We start from the raw sequence: 17,101 nt of genomic DNA, 5'->3' as shown, positions 1-17,101 counted from the left end.
TGGTCAGTATCTGTAGGCGCGTCGTCCTGCGACGACACGAGACACTAGTCCGACGGCGATCACGACGGCTCCGACGGCTCCGACGATCAGCGACACCTGCACGAGATCGGACGAGACCCCGTCCGCGACGACTTCAACGGTGCGGCGAGCGGCTTCGTCGGTGTCGGCGGCCTTGTCGCCCGCAAGAGTGTTGATGTACTGCGCCACCCCGTATGCGCCGAGCGCCGCGAGGACGACTCCTACGCCGAGCCACGCGAGCACTGTGCTTCGACGGTTGGCGGTGAGCAACGCGACGACGGACGCGATCGCCGCCGCGATCAGCGTCAGCCACGATGTCTTGTCGATCAGCTCGCCGGACGACTCGAGCGAGCCCGCCGTCAGTCGGTGCTGATCGATGCCGACGTAGATCGCCTTGTCGACGACGATCGGTGTCGGCAGCGGCGCCGTCGCCAGCACCCGGTTGACCATCGGCGTGATGTTGACGTCCATCACGTGAGTGTCGGTGTCCGGACCGGGCGCGTTGAACAGCCAGTCGTGCTGCTGCCGCGCTATCTGCTCGAAGTCCATCACGAAGCCTTCGCTCCGCGCATAGTTGGTCGCGAGCGGCTCCACGATCGGCCCGGCGAGTGGAACACTCGTCTGGTCGACGACTGCTGCCGCGACCTTCTCGGCGAAGTAGTCCTGCACTTCGGTGTTGCGTGCCGCGTCCGCCGCGGACGCTGCGAATCCCTCCGTCGACACGACTCGCTGCGACACCCACATGCTGGGGACGGCGACGATCATGCAGACCATCGCGACAACGGTGAACAGGCCGGAGACAAGACTTCGCACCCGTTCGAGGCTACCGGCTGCTCGGCTTACTCGCCGACGAGGTCGCGGGCACGGCCCACGACGAGCGGGTCTGGCGCCCCGACGATCGACGCGTCTTTGCCGTCGTAATCGTGCAGGCTCAGCACATACCGCATCGCGTTGATCCGGGCGCGCTTCTTGTCGTTGCTCTTCACAACCGTCCACGGGGCATGGTCGGTGTCGGTGTCGGCGAACATCCGTTCCTTGGCGTCGGTGTACGAGTCCCAACGATCGAGCGACGCGAGGTCCATCGGTGACAGCTTCCACTGGCGGACCGGGTCGATCTGACGGATCGCGAAACGAGTCCGCTGTTCGAGCGGCGTCACCGAGAACCAGAACTTCACGAGGTGCACGCCGTCGTCGACGAGCATCTTCTCGAAAGCGGGCGCTTGGTGCATGAACTGGTCGTACTGGTCCGGCGTGCAGAAACTCATCACTCGTTCGACGCCTGCCCGGTTGTACCAGGAGCGGTCGAAGAAGACCATCTCACCTGCGGCGGGCAGATGCTGCACGTACCGCTGGAAGTACCACTCGGTCGACTCCCGCTCCGACGGCTTCTCCAGTGCGACGACGCGCGCGCCGCGCGGATTGAGGTGTTCGTTGAAGCGCTTGATCGTGCCGCCCTTGCCGGCCGCGTCACGCCCCTCGAACAGGAAGAGATGCCGCTGGCCGGTCTGCTTCGACCACTTCTGCAGCTTGAGCAGTTCGATCTGCAGGCGACGCTTGGTGACCTCGTATTCACGGCGGCTCATGCGCTCTTCGTACGGGTAGTCTTCGCGCCACGTGTCGACGACGTTCCGCTCAGGCAGCGTCAACAGGATCGGGTCGTCGTCATCGTCGTCGACAACGGTGAAGTTGCCGGTGTCGCGCAGGTCGACGAGCTGTTGCAACGCCTCCCGCCCCGACACGACGCTCAGGTCCGGACCGATGTTCTGCTGAGGCTGCACATAGCCGTCGACGTTCTCCACGGGCACAGGTTATCCCGAGCAGCCCGATTCGGCAGGGTACGAAAGTCCCGCCCTCGCGGCGATGCACAAGCCGAACATCCGATCAGCTGATGTTGATCGAGCCGGTCTTGAGGCAGTAGGCGCCCGTGGTGCTGTCGTAGGCGGCGCCGAAGCCGCCCGAACAGTAGGTTCCACCTGGGCCTGCGTACGCCTGGCCGCCCCAGCCGCCGATGGCGATCGACGTGCCGCCGCGGCGGGCCATCGCCACCGACTCTGCCTTCGGTCCCGTGGTGATCGAGTAGGCGTTGCCGCCGTAGATGCCACTCGAGAGGGCCTGCGAGCCCGGCTGCAGGTTCTTGCTCGTCGCGCTGCCTCCGGTGGTGGCGACGGCCGTCGCGATCCCGCTGTTGCTGGTGTCCTGGGCGTTCGCCCGTGACCCCGGTCCGGCGTTGGCGATGCAGTGGCTCTGCCCGTTCGCGTGCTCGGTGCGGGCGTTGTCGACGGCGTTGCAGTTGGTCGCTGCACCGGCGTCGCCGCCGCCGAAGAGTGCCATCAGGCCGAATGCGCCACCGCATGCGAGGGTGGCGATGACGGTTCGCGCGCCGATGACCCGAAAACCTTTGTGACCAGATGAAATACGCACGTCCCGTCCTTCTGCGCCTAGCGCTGCTGTAGCTCGATCAGTCTCAAGATGAGGTTACCTTCGCCACAACCGCCCCCGCTATGTGCCATGAATCGTTATCCCGCTGACACTGCCCCGAGACCGGCCTCGAAGCGAGTCGAAAGGGCCGGCGAAACAAAAAGCCGCCGAGACTCTCGTCCCGGCGGCCTTGGCGTCAGAAGTCAGATCAAGCGCGACGCTTGGCCTCGTCGGTGAGCCCCTTCTTGGCGGTGTCGACGGCCATCTTCTGAGCACGCTTGACGATCAGGCCGGGCAGCTTGATCTTGAGCTCGACACTCAGGTCGAACTTGACGTGCGAACCGTCGCCCTTCGGCGTGACCGTGTACGTGCCCTGCTGCTCGCTGAGCTGTGAGCTCTCGACGAGGCTCCACGAACAGGAGTTGTCGGTCCAGGTGTAGTCGAGCACCTGGTCGTCGGTCATACCGACTGCGCTGACGGATGCTTCGACGCGTGCCGGACTTCCGTCCTCGTGTTCGGTGATGATCTTCGCGGACTTGTGCGGGCCCGACCATTCCGGCAGGGACTCGACGTCGAGAAGGATTTCCATGATCACCGACGGCGGTGCGTCGATGTCGAATTCAGTGCTTGCAGAGACAGCCATGGGAAGAACTTACCCCGCAGTCACGACCGAGGCTGCGCCTCTTGCCCGAAATCACCGGCCCGCAGGAGATCTCACCATCTGTTGCAACTGGTCAGCGACTCGGTCGAGGGGTTCCACGCTCTGGCGTGCGCGGCACAGGATCACCGCTCCCTCCAGTGCGGCGAGCACGGTGGCGGCGACGGATAAGGCCTGGTCGGTGTCGAATCCGTGGGCCCGGAGGCTGACGGACAGCAACTGCTCCCAGCGGACGTACCGGGCTGCGGCGATGTTCGCCACGTTCGGTGCGGCTTTCCGAGCGAGGGCCGCCGCGGCGGTGATGCTGCCGACCTCAAAATCGGAGTCGGTGAGGATTCGACGCCACATCGACGTCATGTCGGCCACGGCGTCGGCCGGCGACACCCGCGCACCCTGGACGATCACATCGTCCACCCGCGATGCTCCTCGTTCGACCGCAGCCCCGATCACCTCCGCACGACCGCCGGGGAAGTGGTGGTAGACGCTGCCCCTGGGCGCGTCGGCTGCAGCCAGGACGTCGCCGATCGAGGTCCCTGCGACGCCTTTGCGCGCAATGAGGTCGGCCGCCGCGGCCACCATCTTCACGCGCTGCGACGTCATGCCAGGAAGGTCGCGCGGAGCGTCGCCTGGGTGTCCGCGTTGATACCGAGGCCGTCGGCGAAGTATCGCTCGATGGTTCCATGAACGCGGTCGACCTCCTCGAACGATGCGGCGAGGAACTCCTCGCGGACGCCGAAGACCGGGAGCAGCACTGCCGGATCGCCGCCGGCAGCGGCGAACTTGTCGAAGATCGGCTGCAACGACGGAACGAGTCGCTCGTTGGTGAGCAGGTAGTCGGTCAACACGTCGTCGTGACTCACGCCGAGCAGCGTCAGGAAGGCTGCCGCAGCCCACCCGGTCCGGTCCTTCCCCGCGGTGCAGTGGAACAGCGACGGATTGGCGCCGCCCGCGAGCCCGGCGAAGAACTGACGGTAGGCGGCCCGAGCGCTGGGCAGGGTCACGAGGTCGCGGTAGGTGGACGTGATGGCCTCGGCTGCTTTGCCGCCGCTGAGCTGCTCGCCCGCCTTCGCGACAAGCGCCGGGTCGCTGAAGAACTCGGCGAGGTTCGCCGGGACGGCCATCGACGAGTCCGCCAACACGTCGAGTCCGACGTTGGACACTCCGTCGAACGTCGGGTCGGGCGCCGATTCGCGTTCACCTGCTGAGCGGAAGTCGTAAACGGTTCGGACGCCGAGCGCCTGGTATGCGGGCGCGTCGTCGTCGGTGAGGGGACGGAAGTCCGCTGACCGGAACAGCATCCCGGTCCGCACGGTGCTGCCGTCCGAACCCGTCCAGCCGCCGAGGTCGCGGAGGTTGACGAGCGATTCGACCGGGCTCGGCGCACCGGGCGGCGACACGGTTGCGGGAGTGTTCACGTCTGGGGACATGACCGTCATTATGCCGTGAGTCCTATTCGAAGAGACTCCTTGCGCGGCACGGATACGCTGGCAGGCATGGTGACTGCACGCTCCCTGCCCCAGGATCTGATCGCCCGCGTGGATGAGATCATCGACGCAGACAACGTCCGACTCGTCGACCTGTTCAAAGACATTCACCGAAACCCCGAACTGGGTTTTGAAGAGATACGAACGGCCAGATTGATCGAGAAGGCCTTGCAGAACCTGGGCTTCGACGTCACCAAAGGCATCGGGAAGACCGGCATCGCGGCCACGTTCCGAAACGGTCCCGGACCGGTGGTCATGTATCGCGCCGATATGGACGCCAACGCCGTCCGCGAGGAGACCGGACTCGACTACGCCAGCACCGTCACCGCCACTCGCGACGACGGCACGCAAGTTCCCGTCGGTCACCTCTGCGGGCACGACGCACATGTCACGTGGCTCATCGGCATGGCGAACGCGTTGGTGTCGGTCCGCGACTCCTGGTCGGGCACCGTCGTCCTCATCGGCCAGCCGGCCGAAGAACTCATCATGGGCGCACAGGCGATGCTCGACGACGGCCTGTACAACTTCATCCCCACACCCGACGTCCTGATCGGACTGCACACCGCGCCCGGCCCAGTCGGCACGGTGATCAATCCGCCCGGTACCCGGATGGCGGGCACGGATCAGGTGGACGTTCACTTCCACGGGGTCGGCGGTCATGGTTCGATGCCGAGCAAGACCAAGGATCCGGTGCGGATGGCCGCTCAGGCGACACTGGAGTTCTCCTCCCTGGTCGCGCGGACGGTCGAACCGAGTGCGACAGCCGTGCTGTCTGTGGGCTCCATCCAGGCGGGCGCCGACAACAACGTGATCCCGTCCGAAGCGCTGGTCAAGGCTAATCTCCGCTGGTTCGAACCACACGTCCGCGAAGCGCTGCTCGGCGCGATCCGCACCGTGTCCGACTCCATCGCGCGGGCGGCCGGGGTCGATGAGGACAAGCTGCCCGGAATCGTGATGAAGGGAGGGTCGCCGCCACTGGTGAACACCCCCGACCTCGCCGTCTCCATGTCGACGTCCCTCGGCGAGATCATCGGCGCCGACAAGGTCATCACGGACATGCCGGCGGTGACCGGATCGGAGGACGCGCACATGCTCCGCGGCCCACACACCGACCTTCCGTTCAACTACGTGCTTGTCGGCGTCGCCGCGCCGGAGGTGTTCGCGGAGGCCCTGTCCAGAGGTGAGCTGGTCCCGTACTACCCGCACAACCCGAACTACGTGGTCGATCTCGCCGCCATCGCGTTCGGGACGAAGATCGCCGCGTACTCGGTTCTGGGTCTGCTCGACCCGCTCTGACCGCGTTTGCGACGAGCGGGCCCTGACGTCACCACGCCGCTGCGATCACCTCACCGAACAGTTCCTGCGGGTCGACGTTCAAGCCGCGTCGGACGAACCAGCCGCACATGTTGACGCAGTCGCGCAGCAGGTAGTCGGAGCCGTTCGGGTTGGCGATGAGGTCGATCATCTGCGGGAGATCGATGATCACGAGCCGGTCGGCCGCCGCGAGGACGTTGTACGGCGACAGATCACCATGGACGAAACCTTCTCCAGCCATGGCTGTCATCGCGGCCCTGAGCTGGTCGAACCAGTCCGCGAGGAGATCTCGATCGGGACGTGCGGCAGCCAGCCGAGGCGCTGGATTCCCGTCGACGGTGACGAGTTCCATCAGGATCTCGGTGCCGTCGATCTGGACCGGATACGGCACGGGCACACCGGCCGTCCAGCAGCGTTGCAGCGACTCCCACTCGGCCTGCGCCCATTGCCCTGCGGCCATCTCGCGGCCGAACGACGACTTCTTCGCCAGTGCACGCGTCACCCGAGAGTCGCGGACTCGACGCCCTTCGGTGTAGCTCGTGGTGCGGCGGAACGAGCGATGGTCGTCGTCTCGGTACCGCTTGGCCGCGAGAACACAACTCGATTCGGCAACCGAGCGTTCGAGGAGGTGGACGTCGGCTTCCTTGCCTGTCTTGAGGACGCCGAGGTCGGTTTCGACGGCGGCACGATCGGTGACGAGCCAGTCTGGGACGGGCTGCGGGCCGCGTTGCAATGGTTCGACGTCCCAGTATCGGGTGAACCGCTGGTGGTCGCCCGGATCGCCGATCGGGCGGTAGTCGAAGGTGTAGAGGTCAGCGTCGGTGGACGCCTCGTCGGACGAAGTCATGGTGGCTCCAGGGAGAAGTGATGTGGCGGTTCGAGGTAGCGCCGACGGCAGTCATATGCATGTCACTTCCCTTCTTCTGGAGCGAGCCGTGTTGCTCGTCCGACACCAGAGATGGTGCCGCCCAGCGCGGGCCGGAGCAACTGAATTAACGCCGAAGGCCGGCCACCCGTTTCGGGGTGACCGGCCTTCGGTGAGTTCTGCAGTGAACTTTCTGATCAGGAGATCAGAAGCCCATGCCGCCCATCTCGTCGCCGCCCGGCATTGCCGGCATGGCGTTCTTCTCGGGCTTGTCGGCGATGACGGCCTCGGTGGTGAGGAACAGAGCCGCGATCGACGCTGCGTTCTGCAGAGCCGAGCGGGTGACCTTCACCGGGTCGTTGATGCCTGCGGCGAGCAGGTCCTCGTACTCGTTGGTCGAGGCGTTGAGGCCCGTGCCGATCGGCGAGTTGCGGACCTTGTCGGCGACGACGCCGGGCTCGAGGCCTGCGTTGATCGCGATCTGGCGAGCCGGAGCCGCGAGTGCGACCTTGACGATGCTCGCACCGGTTGCCTCATCGCCTTCCAGCGACAGGCCGTCGATCGCGGACTCGGACTGCAGGAGTGCAGCGCCACCACCGGCGACGATGCCCTCTTCGACGGCGGCCTTGGCGTTGCGCACAGCGTCTTCGATGCGGTGCTTGCGCTCCTTGAGCTCCACCTCGGTGGCAGCGCCGGCCTTGATGACTGCAACGCCGCCGGCGAGCTTGGCCAGGCGCTCCTGCAGCTTCTCGCGATCGTAGTCGCTGTCGCTCTTCTCGATCTCCGAGCGGATCTGCGCGACACGGCCTGCGATGGCCTCCGCGTCACCTGCACCGTCGACGATGGTGGTCTCGTCCTTGCTGACAACAACCTTGCGGGCGGTGCCGAGCAGTTCGAGGCCCGCGGTCTCCAGCGAGAGGCCGACCTCTTCGCTGATGACCTCGCCACCGGTGAGGATGGCGATGTCGGCGAGCATGGCCTTGCGGCGGTCGCCGAAGCCCGGAGCCTTGACGGCGACGGACTTGAAGGTGCCCTTGAGCTTGTTCACGACGAGGGTCGAGAGAGCTTCGCCCTCGATGTCCTCGGCGATGATCAGCAGCGGCTTGCCGGCCTGGATGACCTTCTCCAGCAGCGGGAGCAGGTCCTTGATGGTGCCGATCTTGCCCGAGACGAGCAGGATGTACGGGTCTTCGAGAACAGCTTCCTGGCGGTCTGCGTCGGTGACGAAGTAGCCGGAGATGTAGCCCTTGTCGAAGCGCATGCCCTCGGTGAGCTCGAGCTGCAGGCCGAAGGTGTTCGACTCCTCGACGGTGATGACACCCTCGTTGCCGACCTTGTCCATGGCCTCGGCGATCAGATCGCCGATGCTCTGGTCGCCTGCCGAGATGCCTGCGGTCGCAGCGATCTGCTCCTTGGTCTCGACCTCCTTGGCGGAAGCGAGCAGCGATGCGGTGACGGCCTCGACGGCCTTCTCGATGCCGCGCTTGAGGACCATCGGGTTCGCGCCGGCTGCAACGTTGCGCAGACCTTCGCGGACCAGTGCCTGAGCGAGCACGGTGGCGGTGGTGGTGCCGTCGCCCGCGACGTCGTCAGTCTTCTTGGCGACTTCCTTGACCAGCTCTGCGCCGATCTTCTCGTACGGGTCCTCGAGCTCGATCTCCTTGGCGATGGAAACACCATCGTTGGTGATCGTGGGGGCGCCCCACTTCTTCTCCAGGACGACGTTGCGGCCCTTGGGGCCGAGGGTGACCTTGACGGCGTCGGCGAGGCTGTTCAGGCCGCGCTCGAGTCCGCGACGGGCCTCTTCGTCGAAAGCAATCTGCTTTGCCATTGGTAAGTGATCCTCCGGTGGGGGGTGACACTAAGTTCTGTAGTGCCGGACTCGATGCCCGCGACGGACGATCGGGGTGTCTTGTGAACCGATCTCATCGTTCCGACCTGGCACTCACATGCCGCGAGTGCCAATCTCCGTTTTAGCACTCGCACATGGAGAGTGCAAGGTCGATCTGATGACCTGTGGGTACCCGTTCTGGGACTTTCCGACACTGTTCGCGGCCGCATACTGTTCGGCGGTGATCACCAGAATCTGCACAGCCGCAGCCATCGCACTGACCGTCGTCGCCGTCGCCCCGCACCCAGACGCCGACGCCGCTCCCGCCAAGCGCTACGCCAACTGCTCCGCACTCAACAAGGACTTCCGACACGGCGTCGCCCGTCCCGGCGGTCGAGACCTGGTCAAGGGCAAGAGCAAGCCCGCCCGCGGTTACGCAGTCAATCGGGCCGTCTACTCGAAGAACACTCACCTGGATCGGGACAAGGACGGCGTCGCCTGCGAGAAGAAGTAGCGGACCTCCTCGCGAAATGTGCACGCCACAGCGCGTACGCCTCCACATAGGACGACGTTCGCGCTGTGGCGTGTAGTTTTCGCGGCCGACGCTACTTCTTGTCGCGGTCCAAGCCGAGTTGGTCGGTGATGTAGAAGAACGGATCCGTCTGGTCGCTGAGTCCGGTGACGTTCACGGCGCCCGGGCCGTAAGCCGCGATGCGCACCTGGCCGCCGGTGTGCTGCTCTTCACCGGCTTCGAGCGACGTGCCGTAGCTGACGGTGATGGTCTCGCCGTCCTTTGTCGTCAGGTTGCGGGTGAGACCCGGCATCGGGAGCTCCGCGTCGGTCTCGGCGATCTGGCTCGAATGCGCGTGGTCGCCGGTGACGATGACGAGCGTGTCCTTGCTCTCCTTCGCGAAGTCGAGGGCGGCCTTCACCGCGTCGGCGAGCTGAACGGTCTCACCGATCTGACCGCACGGGTCGGCGTCGTGGTTGGCCTTGTCGACTGAGCCCGACTCGACCTGCAAGAAGAACCCCTTGTCCCCCTTGAGGAGGTCGATCGCCTTAGTCGTCATCGCTCCGAGCTTCGGGACGGTCGATGTGAACTCCGCGTTCGGTGTGCACTTGACGGCGGGCTGCTTGTTGCCGTCCTTGACGGCAGTGGCCTTGGACCACATGCGGGGCAGGTTGCCGTCGGCGAAAACGCCGAGCAGCGGCTTGTCCTGGTCGGCGGCCTTGACGCCGGCGAGTTCGTCCGCGCTGCGGACCACCTGGTAGCCGCGCTCCTTGGCCTGGACGTCGAGGGTCTTGCCCTTGTATTCGCCAGCCGTCGCGGCTTCGTTGAAGGTCTCCCAGCCGCCACCGAGGGTGACGTCGGGGCGGGTGGCGAGCAGTTGCTCCGTGATCGATCCGAGGCCGCCGTTCTCCAGGGCGTTCTCCGGGCACTTCTCCAGGGTGGCCTTCGGGCCGTAGCACTTGCGCTGCGATACGTGCGACACCTGGACGGCCGGGGTGGCGTCCTGAAGTTCGGTCGTGGTCACGTCACCGGTCTTGAGTCCGTTGGCCTTGGCGATCTCGAGGATCGAACGCTGAGCCTTTCCGTTCACGTCGACGCTGATGCCGCCGTTGTACGTCTTGGTGCCGGTCGACCACGCCGACCCCGACGCCGCAGAGTCGGTGACGTAGCTGGGCTTGTGCGAATCCTTGTTCAGCGAGTACGTCGTGTAGTCGCCGCTGAACGGGAGCTGATCGATGCCGGGAAGCTGCCCGGCCGCGCCGTACTCGTAGTCGCGGGCCAGCGTGTACTCCTGGTTCGCGGTGCCGTCGCCGATCACGAGGATGACGTTCTTCGCGCCCGACTTCTGAATCGAGTCCGCGATCATCTGCGTCTGATCCTCGGACAGACGACGCGCGCCGCCGTTCTTCGTGATGTCGCCCGTCGCCGCTCGCTGGATGTCGACGCCGGCGACCTTGTCGCCGTCATTGCCGACTGCGTCGTCGGATGAGCAGGCGCCGAGGACGCCGGTGACACCGAGGATCGCCACCGCGCCGAGTGCGCTGATCGCGCGCACCTTCTTCTTGCCGTGTTTCTGAGCCATGAACGTATGGCAACAGTTGAATATGAACTGACGGAACCGGTCGGTTGAACAGATGACGTACGGACAGTGATCGCCCGAGTCGGCCGTACTTTCTCAGCGCTTCAACACCGCGAACTCCGGCTCGCTAGGGTCGGAGCATGTCGGGCGAACTGATCACCATCGTGATCTTGGGGACCGTGTTGGCGGCGCTGCTGATCGTCATCGCACTGCGGACCCGACGCGTGGTCGTGACTCCGCACGAGCGGGCCGTCTACGACACCCTGCAGACCGCGGCACTGGCGGCGCGTCCGCTGCGCGACGGACTCACCGAGCAGTCCGCGACTGAGGCAGTCGGACCACTTCTGGCGCTGACCTCGGCCGACGGCGTCGCACTGTACGGTCCGGACGCCGAGCTCCTCGCGAGCGACGGCGAGGCGGGCCTCTGGACGTCGCCCGTCCTCGCGTCTGCGGCGAAACTCGCGGCCGCTGCACTGCGGGATCAGCGCCCGATGGCGGCTCCGGGCCCCGGAGGTGCTTCGGCCCTCGCCCGACATCTTCTGGCCGCTCCGCTGCTCACTGACGACATAAGTGCGGGTGTCCTGGTGGTGGCGTCGTCGGACGAACCCGGACCAGGCCGGATCGGTGCGATCACCGAGGTGGCGCGGTATGCCGCCAGCCAGCTGCAACTCGCAGAACTCGACGCGTCCCGCGCCCGCCTCGACCGCGCCGAAGTTCTCGCACTCCGCGCGCAGATCAGCCCGCACTTCATCTACAACGCCCTCAACACGATCGCCTCGTTCGTCCGCACCGACCCCGATCGTGCACGCGAACTGATCCTCGATTTCGCCGACTTCACCCGGTACTCGTTCCGCGCGGCGGGCGAGTACACGGCGCTCGCCGACGAACTCCGCAACATCGACCGATACCTCACCCTTGAACGTGCACGATTCGGGCCCGGTCTGACGGTGAAACTCCAAGTGGCGCCCGAAGTACTCGGTGTCGTCGTGCCGTTCCTCGCCCTGCAGCCGCTCGTGGAGAACGCTGTCCGCCACGGCCTGGCAGGCCGCAAGACCGGCACCATCAGCATCATCGCTCGCAACACCGGCCCCGACTGCCTCCTGTCGATCGAAGACGACGGCGTCGGAATGGACCCCGAGCTGCTGCGGACCGGGGCGATCGACGCCCTCGACCCGGCAGGGCCGAAAGAGTCCGACGGCGCGCACGTCGGACTCACCAATGTCGACCAACGTCTCCGGTCGGCGTTCGGCAACGACTACGGTCTAGTGGTCGACACAGCCGTCGGCGCAGGCACCAAGGTCAGCATGCGGATCCCGAAGTTCGCGTCCGGCATCCGAGCCGACCCGGCGACAGACGGGAGAGAGGCCCACCACCGATGACCGGTCTGACAGTCCTCGCCGTCGACGACGAGGCCCCCGCCCTCGACGAACTCGCCTATCTCCTCAACAGGCACGACGCCGTCGGCCAGGTGATCACCGCCTCCGACGCGACGAGCGCGCTCCGGGAGCTCACCGACCACACCGTCGACGGCGTCTTCCTCGACATCTCGATGCCCGGGCTGTCCGGCATGGAACTCGCCGGTGTGCTCGCCAACTACGCGTCGCCTCCACCGGTCGTCTTCGTCACCGCGCACGACGACCGCGCCGTCGACGCCTTCGAGATCGGCGCCCTCGACTATGTCCTGAAACCATTGCGCGACGCTCGCCTGGCCCAGGCCGTCGACCGTGTCGTCGCGCACGTGACCGCCCGCCACGACGAACCGGCCGGACCCGAGGTCGCGGAGCCAGACGACGTGATACCCGTCGAGTCGGGCGGAGTCACCTCGCTGGTGCGACGCGACTCGATCTCGTGGGTGGAGGCCGTCGGCGACTACGCCCGCCTCCACACCGACACCGGAGCGCACCTCGTCCGGGTCACCCTGTCCACCCTTGAAACCCGGTGGCAGCCGGCCGGGTTCGCCCGTGTCCATCGCAGCTATCTCGTCAACCTGCCGATGGTCGTCGGACTGAGGTCGGCGGGAGCCACCACGATGGTCCGAGTGCAGGCGAACGGTCGGTCCGCGGCCGTCGAACTGCCTGTCAGCCGCCGCCAGGTCCGTGAGCTGAAGGACCGCCTGGTCCGCGACCCGATGCGCACGATCCGCGGCGACACCGGGGGCTGACGTGCCAGACGTCCCGCCCCGCGAACGTGTTGTCCTGTCCCAGCGACGCGGCGCACGAATGGTCCGCACTCGCGTCCAAGTGGCAGAGCAGAGCGGCGTCGGCGAGCACCTCGTGCGGGGTCTGGTCCGCGCACAGCTCGCGCTCGCTGTGCGTCTCGGGGTGGCCGTCACTCTGCTGTTCGTCGCCATCCCGATCCTCGGCGCCACCGTTGAACCGTTCGCGACGGCGACCGTCTTCGGAATCCGGCTCAACTGGCTGATCCTCGGTGTCGCACCGTATCCCGTCCTCTACATCGCGGGACGGTTGTACCTGCGTCTCGCGGAACAGGCCGAACGCGACTTCCTGCTACTCACCGACGACGGCCCCGCAGAGGACGTGCCGACCTTTCGAGGAGCAGAGGAAGGCGCGGAACGGTGACTGGGTGGACTCTCGCCGCGGTGCTGATCGCGGCGGCGGGCACGCTGGCGGCCGGCGCCTACGCGGGCCGAGGGGCGCGGTCGACGTCCGACTTCCTGGTGGCCTCCCGCAGCATCGGCCCCGGCTGGAACGCTGCGGCGGTCGCGGGTGAGTACCTGTCGGCGGCGTCGTTCCTCGGAGTCGCGGGCCTCGTCGCCAAGTACGGCGCCGACGCGCTCTGGTATCCGATCGGTTTCACCGCGGGCTATCTGGCCCTGCTCCTGTTCGTGTCGGCACCGCTGCGCAGATCCGGCGCATACACGGTCCCCGACTTCGCCGAGTTCCGACTCGCTTCACCACGTGTACGCCGGGTCGCGATGATCGTCGTCGTCGCGATCTGCATGCTCTACCTCGTCCCGCAGCTGCAGGGTGCGGGCCTCACCCTCGACATCCTGCTGGGGCTGCCGCCGTGGATCGGGGTCGTCGTGATCGGCGCGCTGGTGATCGTCAACGTCGTCGGCGGCGGCATGCGGTCGGTGACGTTCGCACAGGCCGCCGCGTACTGGCTCAAGCTGACGGCGGTCGCCGTCCCCGCACTCGCCCTCGGCATGCTGTTCGCGAACGGCCCAGAGGCCCTCGGAGATCCCCTGCCGCCGCGGGTCCACACCGCGACGACGGTCGACGTCGGACGGACGGTCGACGTGACGGTCTCCGACCCGTCCGGAGTGAGGATCGACGGGGTGGTCGACGGCACCGACGTCCACGATCAGGCCCCGCCGGCCGGCACCATCCGTGTCGAGGAGGGCGCGACGATCCGACTTGCTCCCGGAGCCGCGACACCGATCGTGTCGTCCGCACCGCAGACCGGTGCGGCGTGGGCCGCGTCGGGCGGTGGGCTCGGCGGCGGACACCCGCTGTACCAAGTGCTGTCGCTGATCGTCGCGACGTTCCTCGGCGCCGTCGGGCTCCCCCACGTTCTGGTCCGCTTCTACACCAACCCGGACGGACGGGCCGCACGTCGTACCGCGCTCAACGTCATCGGTGCGCTGTCGGTGTTCTACCTGTTCCCGACCGTGCTCGGCGCACTCGCACGCATCTGGACCCCGCAGGTGTTGTCGACGGGAACCGCCGACGCCGCCGTACTTCTCCTACCCGAGGCGGCACTGTCCGGGGTGTGGGGTCGGCTGCTCGCCGCACTCGTGGCGGCAGGAGCGGTCGCCGCGTTCCTGGCGACGTCGTCGGGTCTGCTGGTCAGCATCGCCGGCGTCATGTCCACCGACCTGCTGCCCGCCGGTGTTCGCAGCTTCCGGATCTCCGCGGTCATCGGCGGTCTCGTCCCCATCGGCCTCGCTCTCGGTGCGGGCTCACTCGAACTGTCGAGGTCGGTCGGCCTGGTGTTCGCCGTTTCGGCAGCAACGTTCTGCCCGCTGCTGTTGCTCGGCATCTGGTGGCGCGGCCTCACTGCCGCCGGAGCGGTCGCCGGTCTTGTCGTCGGCGGGCTCACATCCTTGACCTCGGTGATCGTGGTGGTCGGCGAACTCGTCTCGGACGACGTCCTCGGTGGTTGGCCTCGAGTCCTCACCGACTACCCCGCCGCCATCACCGTGCCCCTGACGTTCGCCACGATGGTCGGCGTCAGCCTCGCGACTCGCGACACGGTCCCGCCGCGCGTGGCGGCGATCTTCGCCGCGATGCACGTCCCCGAGCGTCTCGGTCTCGGTGTGGAACGCACTCCGGGAGGATGACCGTTCGTCGGCGTCGACGTACCGCTCACCGCACGGAGCGGACCACGTCACGATTCCGACATCCTGTGACTGATCTCTCATCGCACGCTTCTAGTCAAGAGCTTCCCCGTTCGCGACTAAGGAGTCCACAGTGTCCGACCAGCCTCCCGCCAGGCTCGAACCGTCATCAGACGAGTTCCTCGTAGCCGAGGCCAGCCCCGAGTTCCACAAACTCCGCAGCTCACTCCGGCGCTTCGTCTTCCCGATGTCGGCGTTCTTTCTCCTCTGGTACGCCGTATACGTCCTGCTCGGTGCGTTCGCCACCGACTTCATGGGCACCAAGGTGTGGGGCAACATCAACGTCGGTCTCATCCTCGGCCTGCTCCAGTTCGTGACCACGTTCGCCATCACGTTCGCGTACGTGCGGTTCGCGAACCGCGACCTCGACCCGCAGGCGGACGCGATCCGCCAGAAGTTCGCCGACGGCGGCTACAACACTCCGGAGGCCACCCGATGATCACCCATCTCGCCGCCGCAGAGGCGGTCGGCAATCCGGCCGTCAACATCTCGATCTTCATCGCGTTCGTCGCGGTCACCATGTTCGTGGTGATTCGCGCCAGCCGCAAGAACACCTCCGCGTCCGAGTTCTTCACCGCGGGCGGCGGCTTCTCCGGCCCTCAGAACGGCGTCGCCATCGCGGGCGACTACCTGTCGGCGGCCAGCTTCCTAGGTATCGCGGGCGCCATCGCCGTCTACGGATACGACGGCTTCCTGTACTCGATTGGATTCCTCGTCGCATGGCTCGTCGCGCTCCTGCTGGTGGCCGAGCTTCTGCGCAACACGGGCCGATTCACGATGGCCGACGTCCTCAGCTTCCGACTCAAGGAACGTCCCGTCCGGATGGCGGCCGCGATCTCGACACTTGTCGTCTCGCTGTTCTACCTGCTCGCGCAGATGGCGGGCGCGGGCGGCCTCGTCGCGCTCCTGCTGAACATTCACGACAAGACCGGACAGTCCATCGTCATCGCCGTCGTCGGCGTGCTGATGATCGTGTACGTGCTGGTCGGCGGCATGAAGGGCACCACGTGGGTGCAGATCATCAAGGCCGTGCTGCTCATCGCAGGCGCTGCGATCATGACCGCGATCGTCCTGGTCAAGTTCGACTTCAACATGTCCAGCCTCCTCGGCGAGGCGCAGAACATGATCACCGGCAACGAGAAGACCGCAACGCGTGACGTCCTCGCACCCGGAGCCAAGTACGGCGGCTCCACCGAGTCGAAGATCAACTTCCTCTCGCTCGGTCTCGCCCTGGTCCTCGGCACCGCCGGTCTGCCGCACGTTCTGATGCGCTTCTACACCGTCCCCACCGCCAAGGAAGCACGACGCTCGGTCGTCTGGGCGATCTCGCTGATCGGCGCGTTCTACCTGTTCACACTGGTCCTCGGCTACGGCGCGGCTGCGCTCGTCGGCCCGGAGAAGATCCTGGGCGCTGCGGGCGGCGAGAACGCCGCGGCACCGCTGCTCGCGCTCGAACTCGGCGGGACCGTCTTGATGGGCATCATCTCGGCCGTTGCGTTCGCGACCATCCTGGCCGTCGTCGCCGGTCTTGCCATCACGGCGTCGGCGTCGTTCGCACACGACATCTACGCGTCTGTCATCAAGCGCGGTCAGGCGTCCGAGACCGATCAGGTGAGAGTCTCGCGGATCACCGTGGTGGTGCTCGGCATTCTGAGCATCGTCCTGGGCATTCTCGCAAATGGTCAGAACATCGCGTTCCTCGTCGCCTTGGCGTTCGCGGTCGCGGCGTCGGCCAACCTGCCGACCATCGTCTACTCGCTGTACTGGCGTCGTTTCAACACTCGCGGCGCGTTGTGGAGCATGTACGGCGGCCTGATCTCGTGCATCGTTCTCATCGTGTTCTCGCCTGCCGTCTCGGGCACCGCGAAGTCGATGATCAAGGGCACCGACTTCCATTGGTTCCCGCTCGAGAATCCTGGCATCGTGTCGATCCCCCTCGCGTTCATCCTCGGCATCGTCGGCACGCTGACGTCGAAGGACCGCGGGAAGCCCGCGAAGAACGCCGAAATGGAAGTCCGCTCCCTCACCGGAGTCGGAGCCGAAGGAGCGGTCGCGCACTGACC

17 protein-coding genes are annotated in these 17,101 nt (G+C 66.4%); 8 read left to right on the top strand and 9 right to left on the bottom strand.

All coding sequences use genetic code 11. From position 1 onward, the window contains the following. Positions 1-3 precede the first annotated feature (3 nt). The 6 genes from JVX90_RS00725 to JVX90_RS00700 all read right to left on the bottom strand — a co-directional run bounded on the left by JVX90_RS00725 (position 4) and on the right by JVX90_RS00700 (position 4,530). Positions 4-831: a hypothetical protein gene (locus JVX90_RS00725; protein ID WP_205330597.1), complete on the bottom strand. Its 828-nt coding sequence runs from the start codon at positions 829-831 to the stop codon at positions 4-6. Positions 832-857: 26 nt separating this feature from the next. Next, positions 858-1,817, bottom strand: a complete 960-nt coding sequence (gene ppk2, locus JVX90_RS00720; protein ID WP_223291310.1) for a polyphosphate kinase 2 — start codon at positions 1,815-1,817, stop codon at positions 858-860. Between the two features lie 82 nt (positions 1,818-1,899). Continuing rightward, entirely contained in the window at positions 1,900-2,439 is a 540-nt protein-coding gene (locus JVX90_RS00715; RefSeq protein WP_240193989.1) for a DUF6764 family protein, read from the bottom strand. A gap of 205 nt (positions 2,440-2,644) precedes the next feature. Next, positions 2,645-3,079 carry an SRPBCC family protein gene (locus JVX90_RS00710; RefSeq protein WP_205330596.1) on the bottom strand — a complete coding sequence of 145 codons (435 nt, stop codon included), beginning with the start codon at positions 3,077-3,079 and terminating at the stop codon, positions 2,645-2,647. A 51-nt stretch (positions 3,080-3,130) separates the two neighbouring features. Next, complete coding sequence (locus JVX90_RS00705; RefSeq protein WP_240193988.1) at positions 3,131-3,694, bottom strand: TetR/AcrR family transcriptional regulator; 564 nt, start codon at positions 3,692-3,694, stop codon at positions 3,131-3,133. Further along, positions 3,691-4,530 carry a tyrosine-protein phosphatase gene (locus JVX90_RS00700; RefSeq protein ID WP_205330595.1) on the bottom strand — a complete coding sequence of 280 codons (840 nt, stop codon included), beginning with the start codon at positions 4,528-4,530 and terminating at the stop codon, positions 3,691-3,693. Before JVX90_RS00700 ends, JVX90_RS00705 begins: the two co-directional genes overlap by 4 nt. Before the next feature lie 57 nt (positions 4,531-4,587). Here JVX90_RS00700 and JVX90_RS00695 point away from each other — a divergent pair, with 57 nt between their 5' ends. Continuing rightward, on the top strand, positions 4,588-5,874 hold the full coding sequence (locus JVX90_RS00695; protein ID WP_205330594.1) for an amidohydrolase: 1,287 nt from the start codon (positions 4,588-4,590) through the stop codon (positions 5,872-5,874). A 28-nt stretch (positions 5,875-5,902) separates the two neighbouring features. On the opposite strand, the gene JVX90_RS00690 is transcribed toward JVX90_RS00695, so the two are convergent. Further along, complete coding sequence (locus JVX90_RS00690) at positions 5,903-6,739, bottom strand: RIO1 family regulatory kinase/ATPase (protein WP_205330593.1); 837 nt, start codon at positions 6,737-6,739, stop codon at positions 5,903-5,905. 223 nt (positions 6,740-6,962) lie between these two features. Next, complete coding sequence (groL, locus tag JVX90_RS00685) at positions 6,963-8,588, bottom strand: chaperonin GroEL (RefSeq protein ID WP_205330592.1); 1,626 nt, start codon at positions 8,586-8,588, stop codon at positions 6,963-6,965. Between the two features lie 241 nt (positions 8,589-8,829). Here groL and JVX90_RS00680 point away from each other — a divergent pair, with 241 nt between their 5' ends. After that, the gene (locus JVX90_RS00680; protein WP_240193987.1) at positions 8,830-9,102 is read left to right on the top strand and encodes an excalibur calcium-binding domain-containing protein; all 273 of its coding nucleotides are present in this window, start codon (positions 8,830-8,832) and stop codon (positions 9,100-9,102) included. Between the two features lie 91 nt (positions 9,103-9,193). Here JVX90_RS00680 and phoA read toward each other — a convergent pair whose 3' ends face one another. Beyond that, the gene (gene phoA / locus JVX90_RS00675) at positions 9,194-10,681 is read right to left on the bottom strand and encodes an alkaline phosphatase (protein WP_205330590.1); all 1,488 of its coding nucleotides are present in this window, start codon (positions 10,679-10,681) and stop codon (positions 9,194-9,196) included. Between the two features lie 137 nt (positions 10,682-10,818). Between phoA and JVX90_RS00670 the strand changes: the two genes are divergently transcribed. The 6 genes from JVX90_RS00670 to JVX90_RS00645 all read left to right on the top strand — a co-directional run bounded on the left by JVX90_RS00670 (position 10,819) and on the right by JVX90_RS00645 (position 17,099). Beyond that, on the top strand, positions 10,819-12,057 hold the full coding sequence (locus JVX90_RS00670; RefSeq protein WP_205330589.1) for a histidine kinase: 1,239 nt from the start codon (positions 10,819-10,821) through the stop codon (positions 12,055-12,057). Then, positions 12,054-12,839: a LytTR family DNA-binding domain-containing protein gene (locus JVX90_RS00665; RefSeq protein ID WP_205330588.1), complete on the top strand. Its 786-nt coding sequence runs from the start codon at positions 12,054-12,056 to the stop codon at positions 12,837-12,839. Before JVX90_RS00670 ends, JVX90_RS00665 begins: the two co-directional genes overlap by 4 nt. A 1-nt stretch (position 12,840) precedes the next feature. Next, positions 12,841-13,257 carry a hypothetical protein gene (locus JVX90_RS00660; protein ID WP_205330587.1) on the top strand — a complete coding sequence of 139 codons (417 nt, stop codon included), beginning with the start codon at positions 12,841-12,843 and terminating at the stop codon, positions 13,255-13,257. Beyond that, on the top strand, positions 13,254-14,981 hold the full coding sequence (locus tag JVX90_RS00655; RefSeq protein WP_205330586.1) for a cation acetate symporter: 1,728 nt from the start codon (positions 13,254-13,256) through the stop codon (positions 14,979-14,981). The genes JVX90_RS00660 and JVX90_RS00655 overlap by 4 nt, the downstream gene beginning before the upstream one ends. 130 nt (positions 14,982-15,111) lie before the next feature. Next, positions 15,112-15,477, top strand: a complete 366-nt coding sequence (locus JVX90_RS00650) for a DUF485 domain-containing protein (protein ID WP_205330585.1) — start codon at positions 15,112-15,114, stop codon at positions 15,475-15,477. Further along, positions 15,474-17,099: a cation acetate symporter gene (locus JVX90_RS00645; RefSeq protein WP_205330584.1), complete on the top strand. Its 1,626-nt coding sequence runs from the start codon at positions 15,474-15,476 to the stop codon at positions 17,097-17,099. Before JVX90_RS00650 ends, JVX90_RS00645 begins: the two co-directional genes overlap by 4 nt. The last annotated feature ends 2 nt before the right edge of the window (positions 17,100-17,101 follow it).

Origin of the sequence: Gordonia sp. PDNC005 (genome assembly GCF_016919385.1) — a bacterium.
Taxonomy (GTDB): Bacteria; Actinomycetota; Actinomycetes; order Mycobacteriales; family Mycobacteriaceae; genus Gordonia.
The sequence above is the reverse complement of the archived record's forward strand: the minus strand, read 5'-3'. Positions and strand labels throughout refer to the sequence as shown.

Bases quoted from the DNA above. Each gene is read 5' to 3' on its own strand.
- JVX90_RS00710 (WP_205330596.1), bottom strand. From the start codon at position 3,079: ATGGCTGTCTCTGCAAGCACTGAATTCGACATCGACGCACCGCCGTCG.
- JVX90_RS00705 (WP_240193988.1), bottom strand. From the start codon at position 3,694: ATGACGTCGCAGCGCGTGAAGATGGTGGCCGCGGCGGCCGACCTCATT.
- JVX90_RS00700 (WP_205330595.1), bottom strand. From the start codon at position 4,530: ATGACGGTCATGTCCCCAGACGTGAACACTCCCGCAACCGTGTCGCCG.
- JVX90_RS00695 (WP_205330594.1), top strand. From the start codon at position 4,588: ATGGTGACTGCACGCTCCCTGCCCCAGGATCTGATCGCCCGCGTGGAT.
- JVX90_RS00690 (WP_205330593.1), bottom strand. From the start codon at position 6,739: ATGACTTCGTCCGACGAGGCGTCCACCGACGCTGACCTCTACACCTTC.
- groL (WP_205330592.1), bottom strand. From the start codon at position 8,588: ATGGCAAAGCAGATTGCTTTCGACGAAGAGGCCCGTCGCGGACTCGAG.
- phoA (WP_205330590.1), bottom strand. From the start codon at position 10,681: ATGGCTCAGAAACACGGCAAGAAGAAGGTGCGCGCGATCAGCGCACTC.
- JVX90_RS00670 (WP_205330589.1), top strand. From the start codon at position 10,819: ATGTCGGGCGAACTGATCACCATCGTGATCTTGGGGACCGTGTTGGCG.
- JVX90_RS00665 (WP_205330588.1), top strand. From the start codon at position 12,054: ATGACCGGTCTGACAGTCCTCGCCGTCGACGACGAGGCCCCCGCCCTC.
- JVX90_RS00645 (WP_205330584.1), top strand. From the start codon at position 15,474: ATGATCACCCATCTCGCCGCCGCAGAGGCGGTCGGCAATCCGGCCGTC.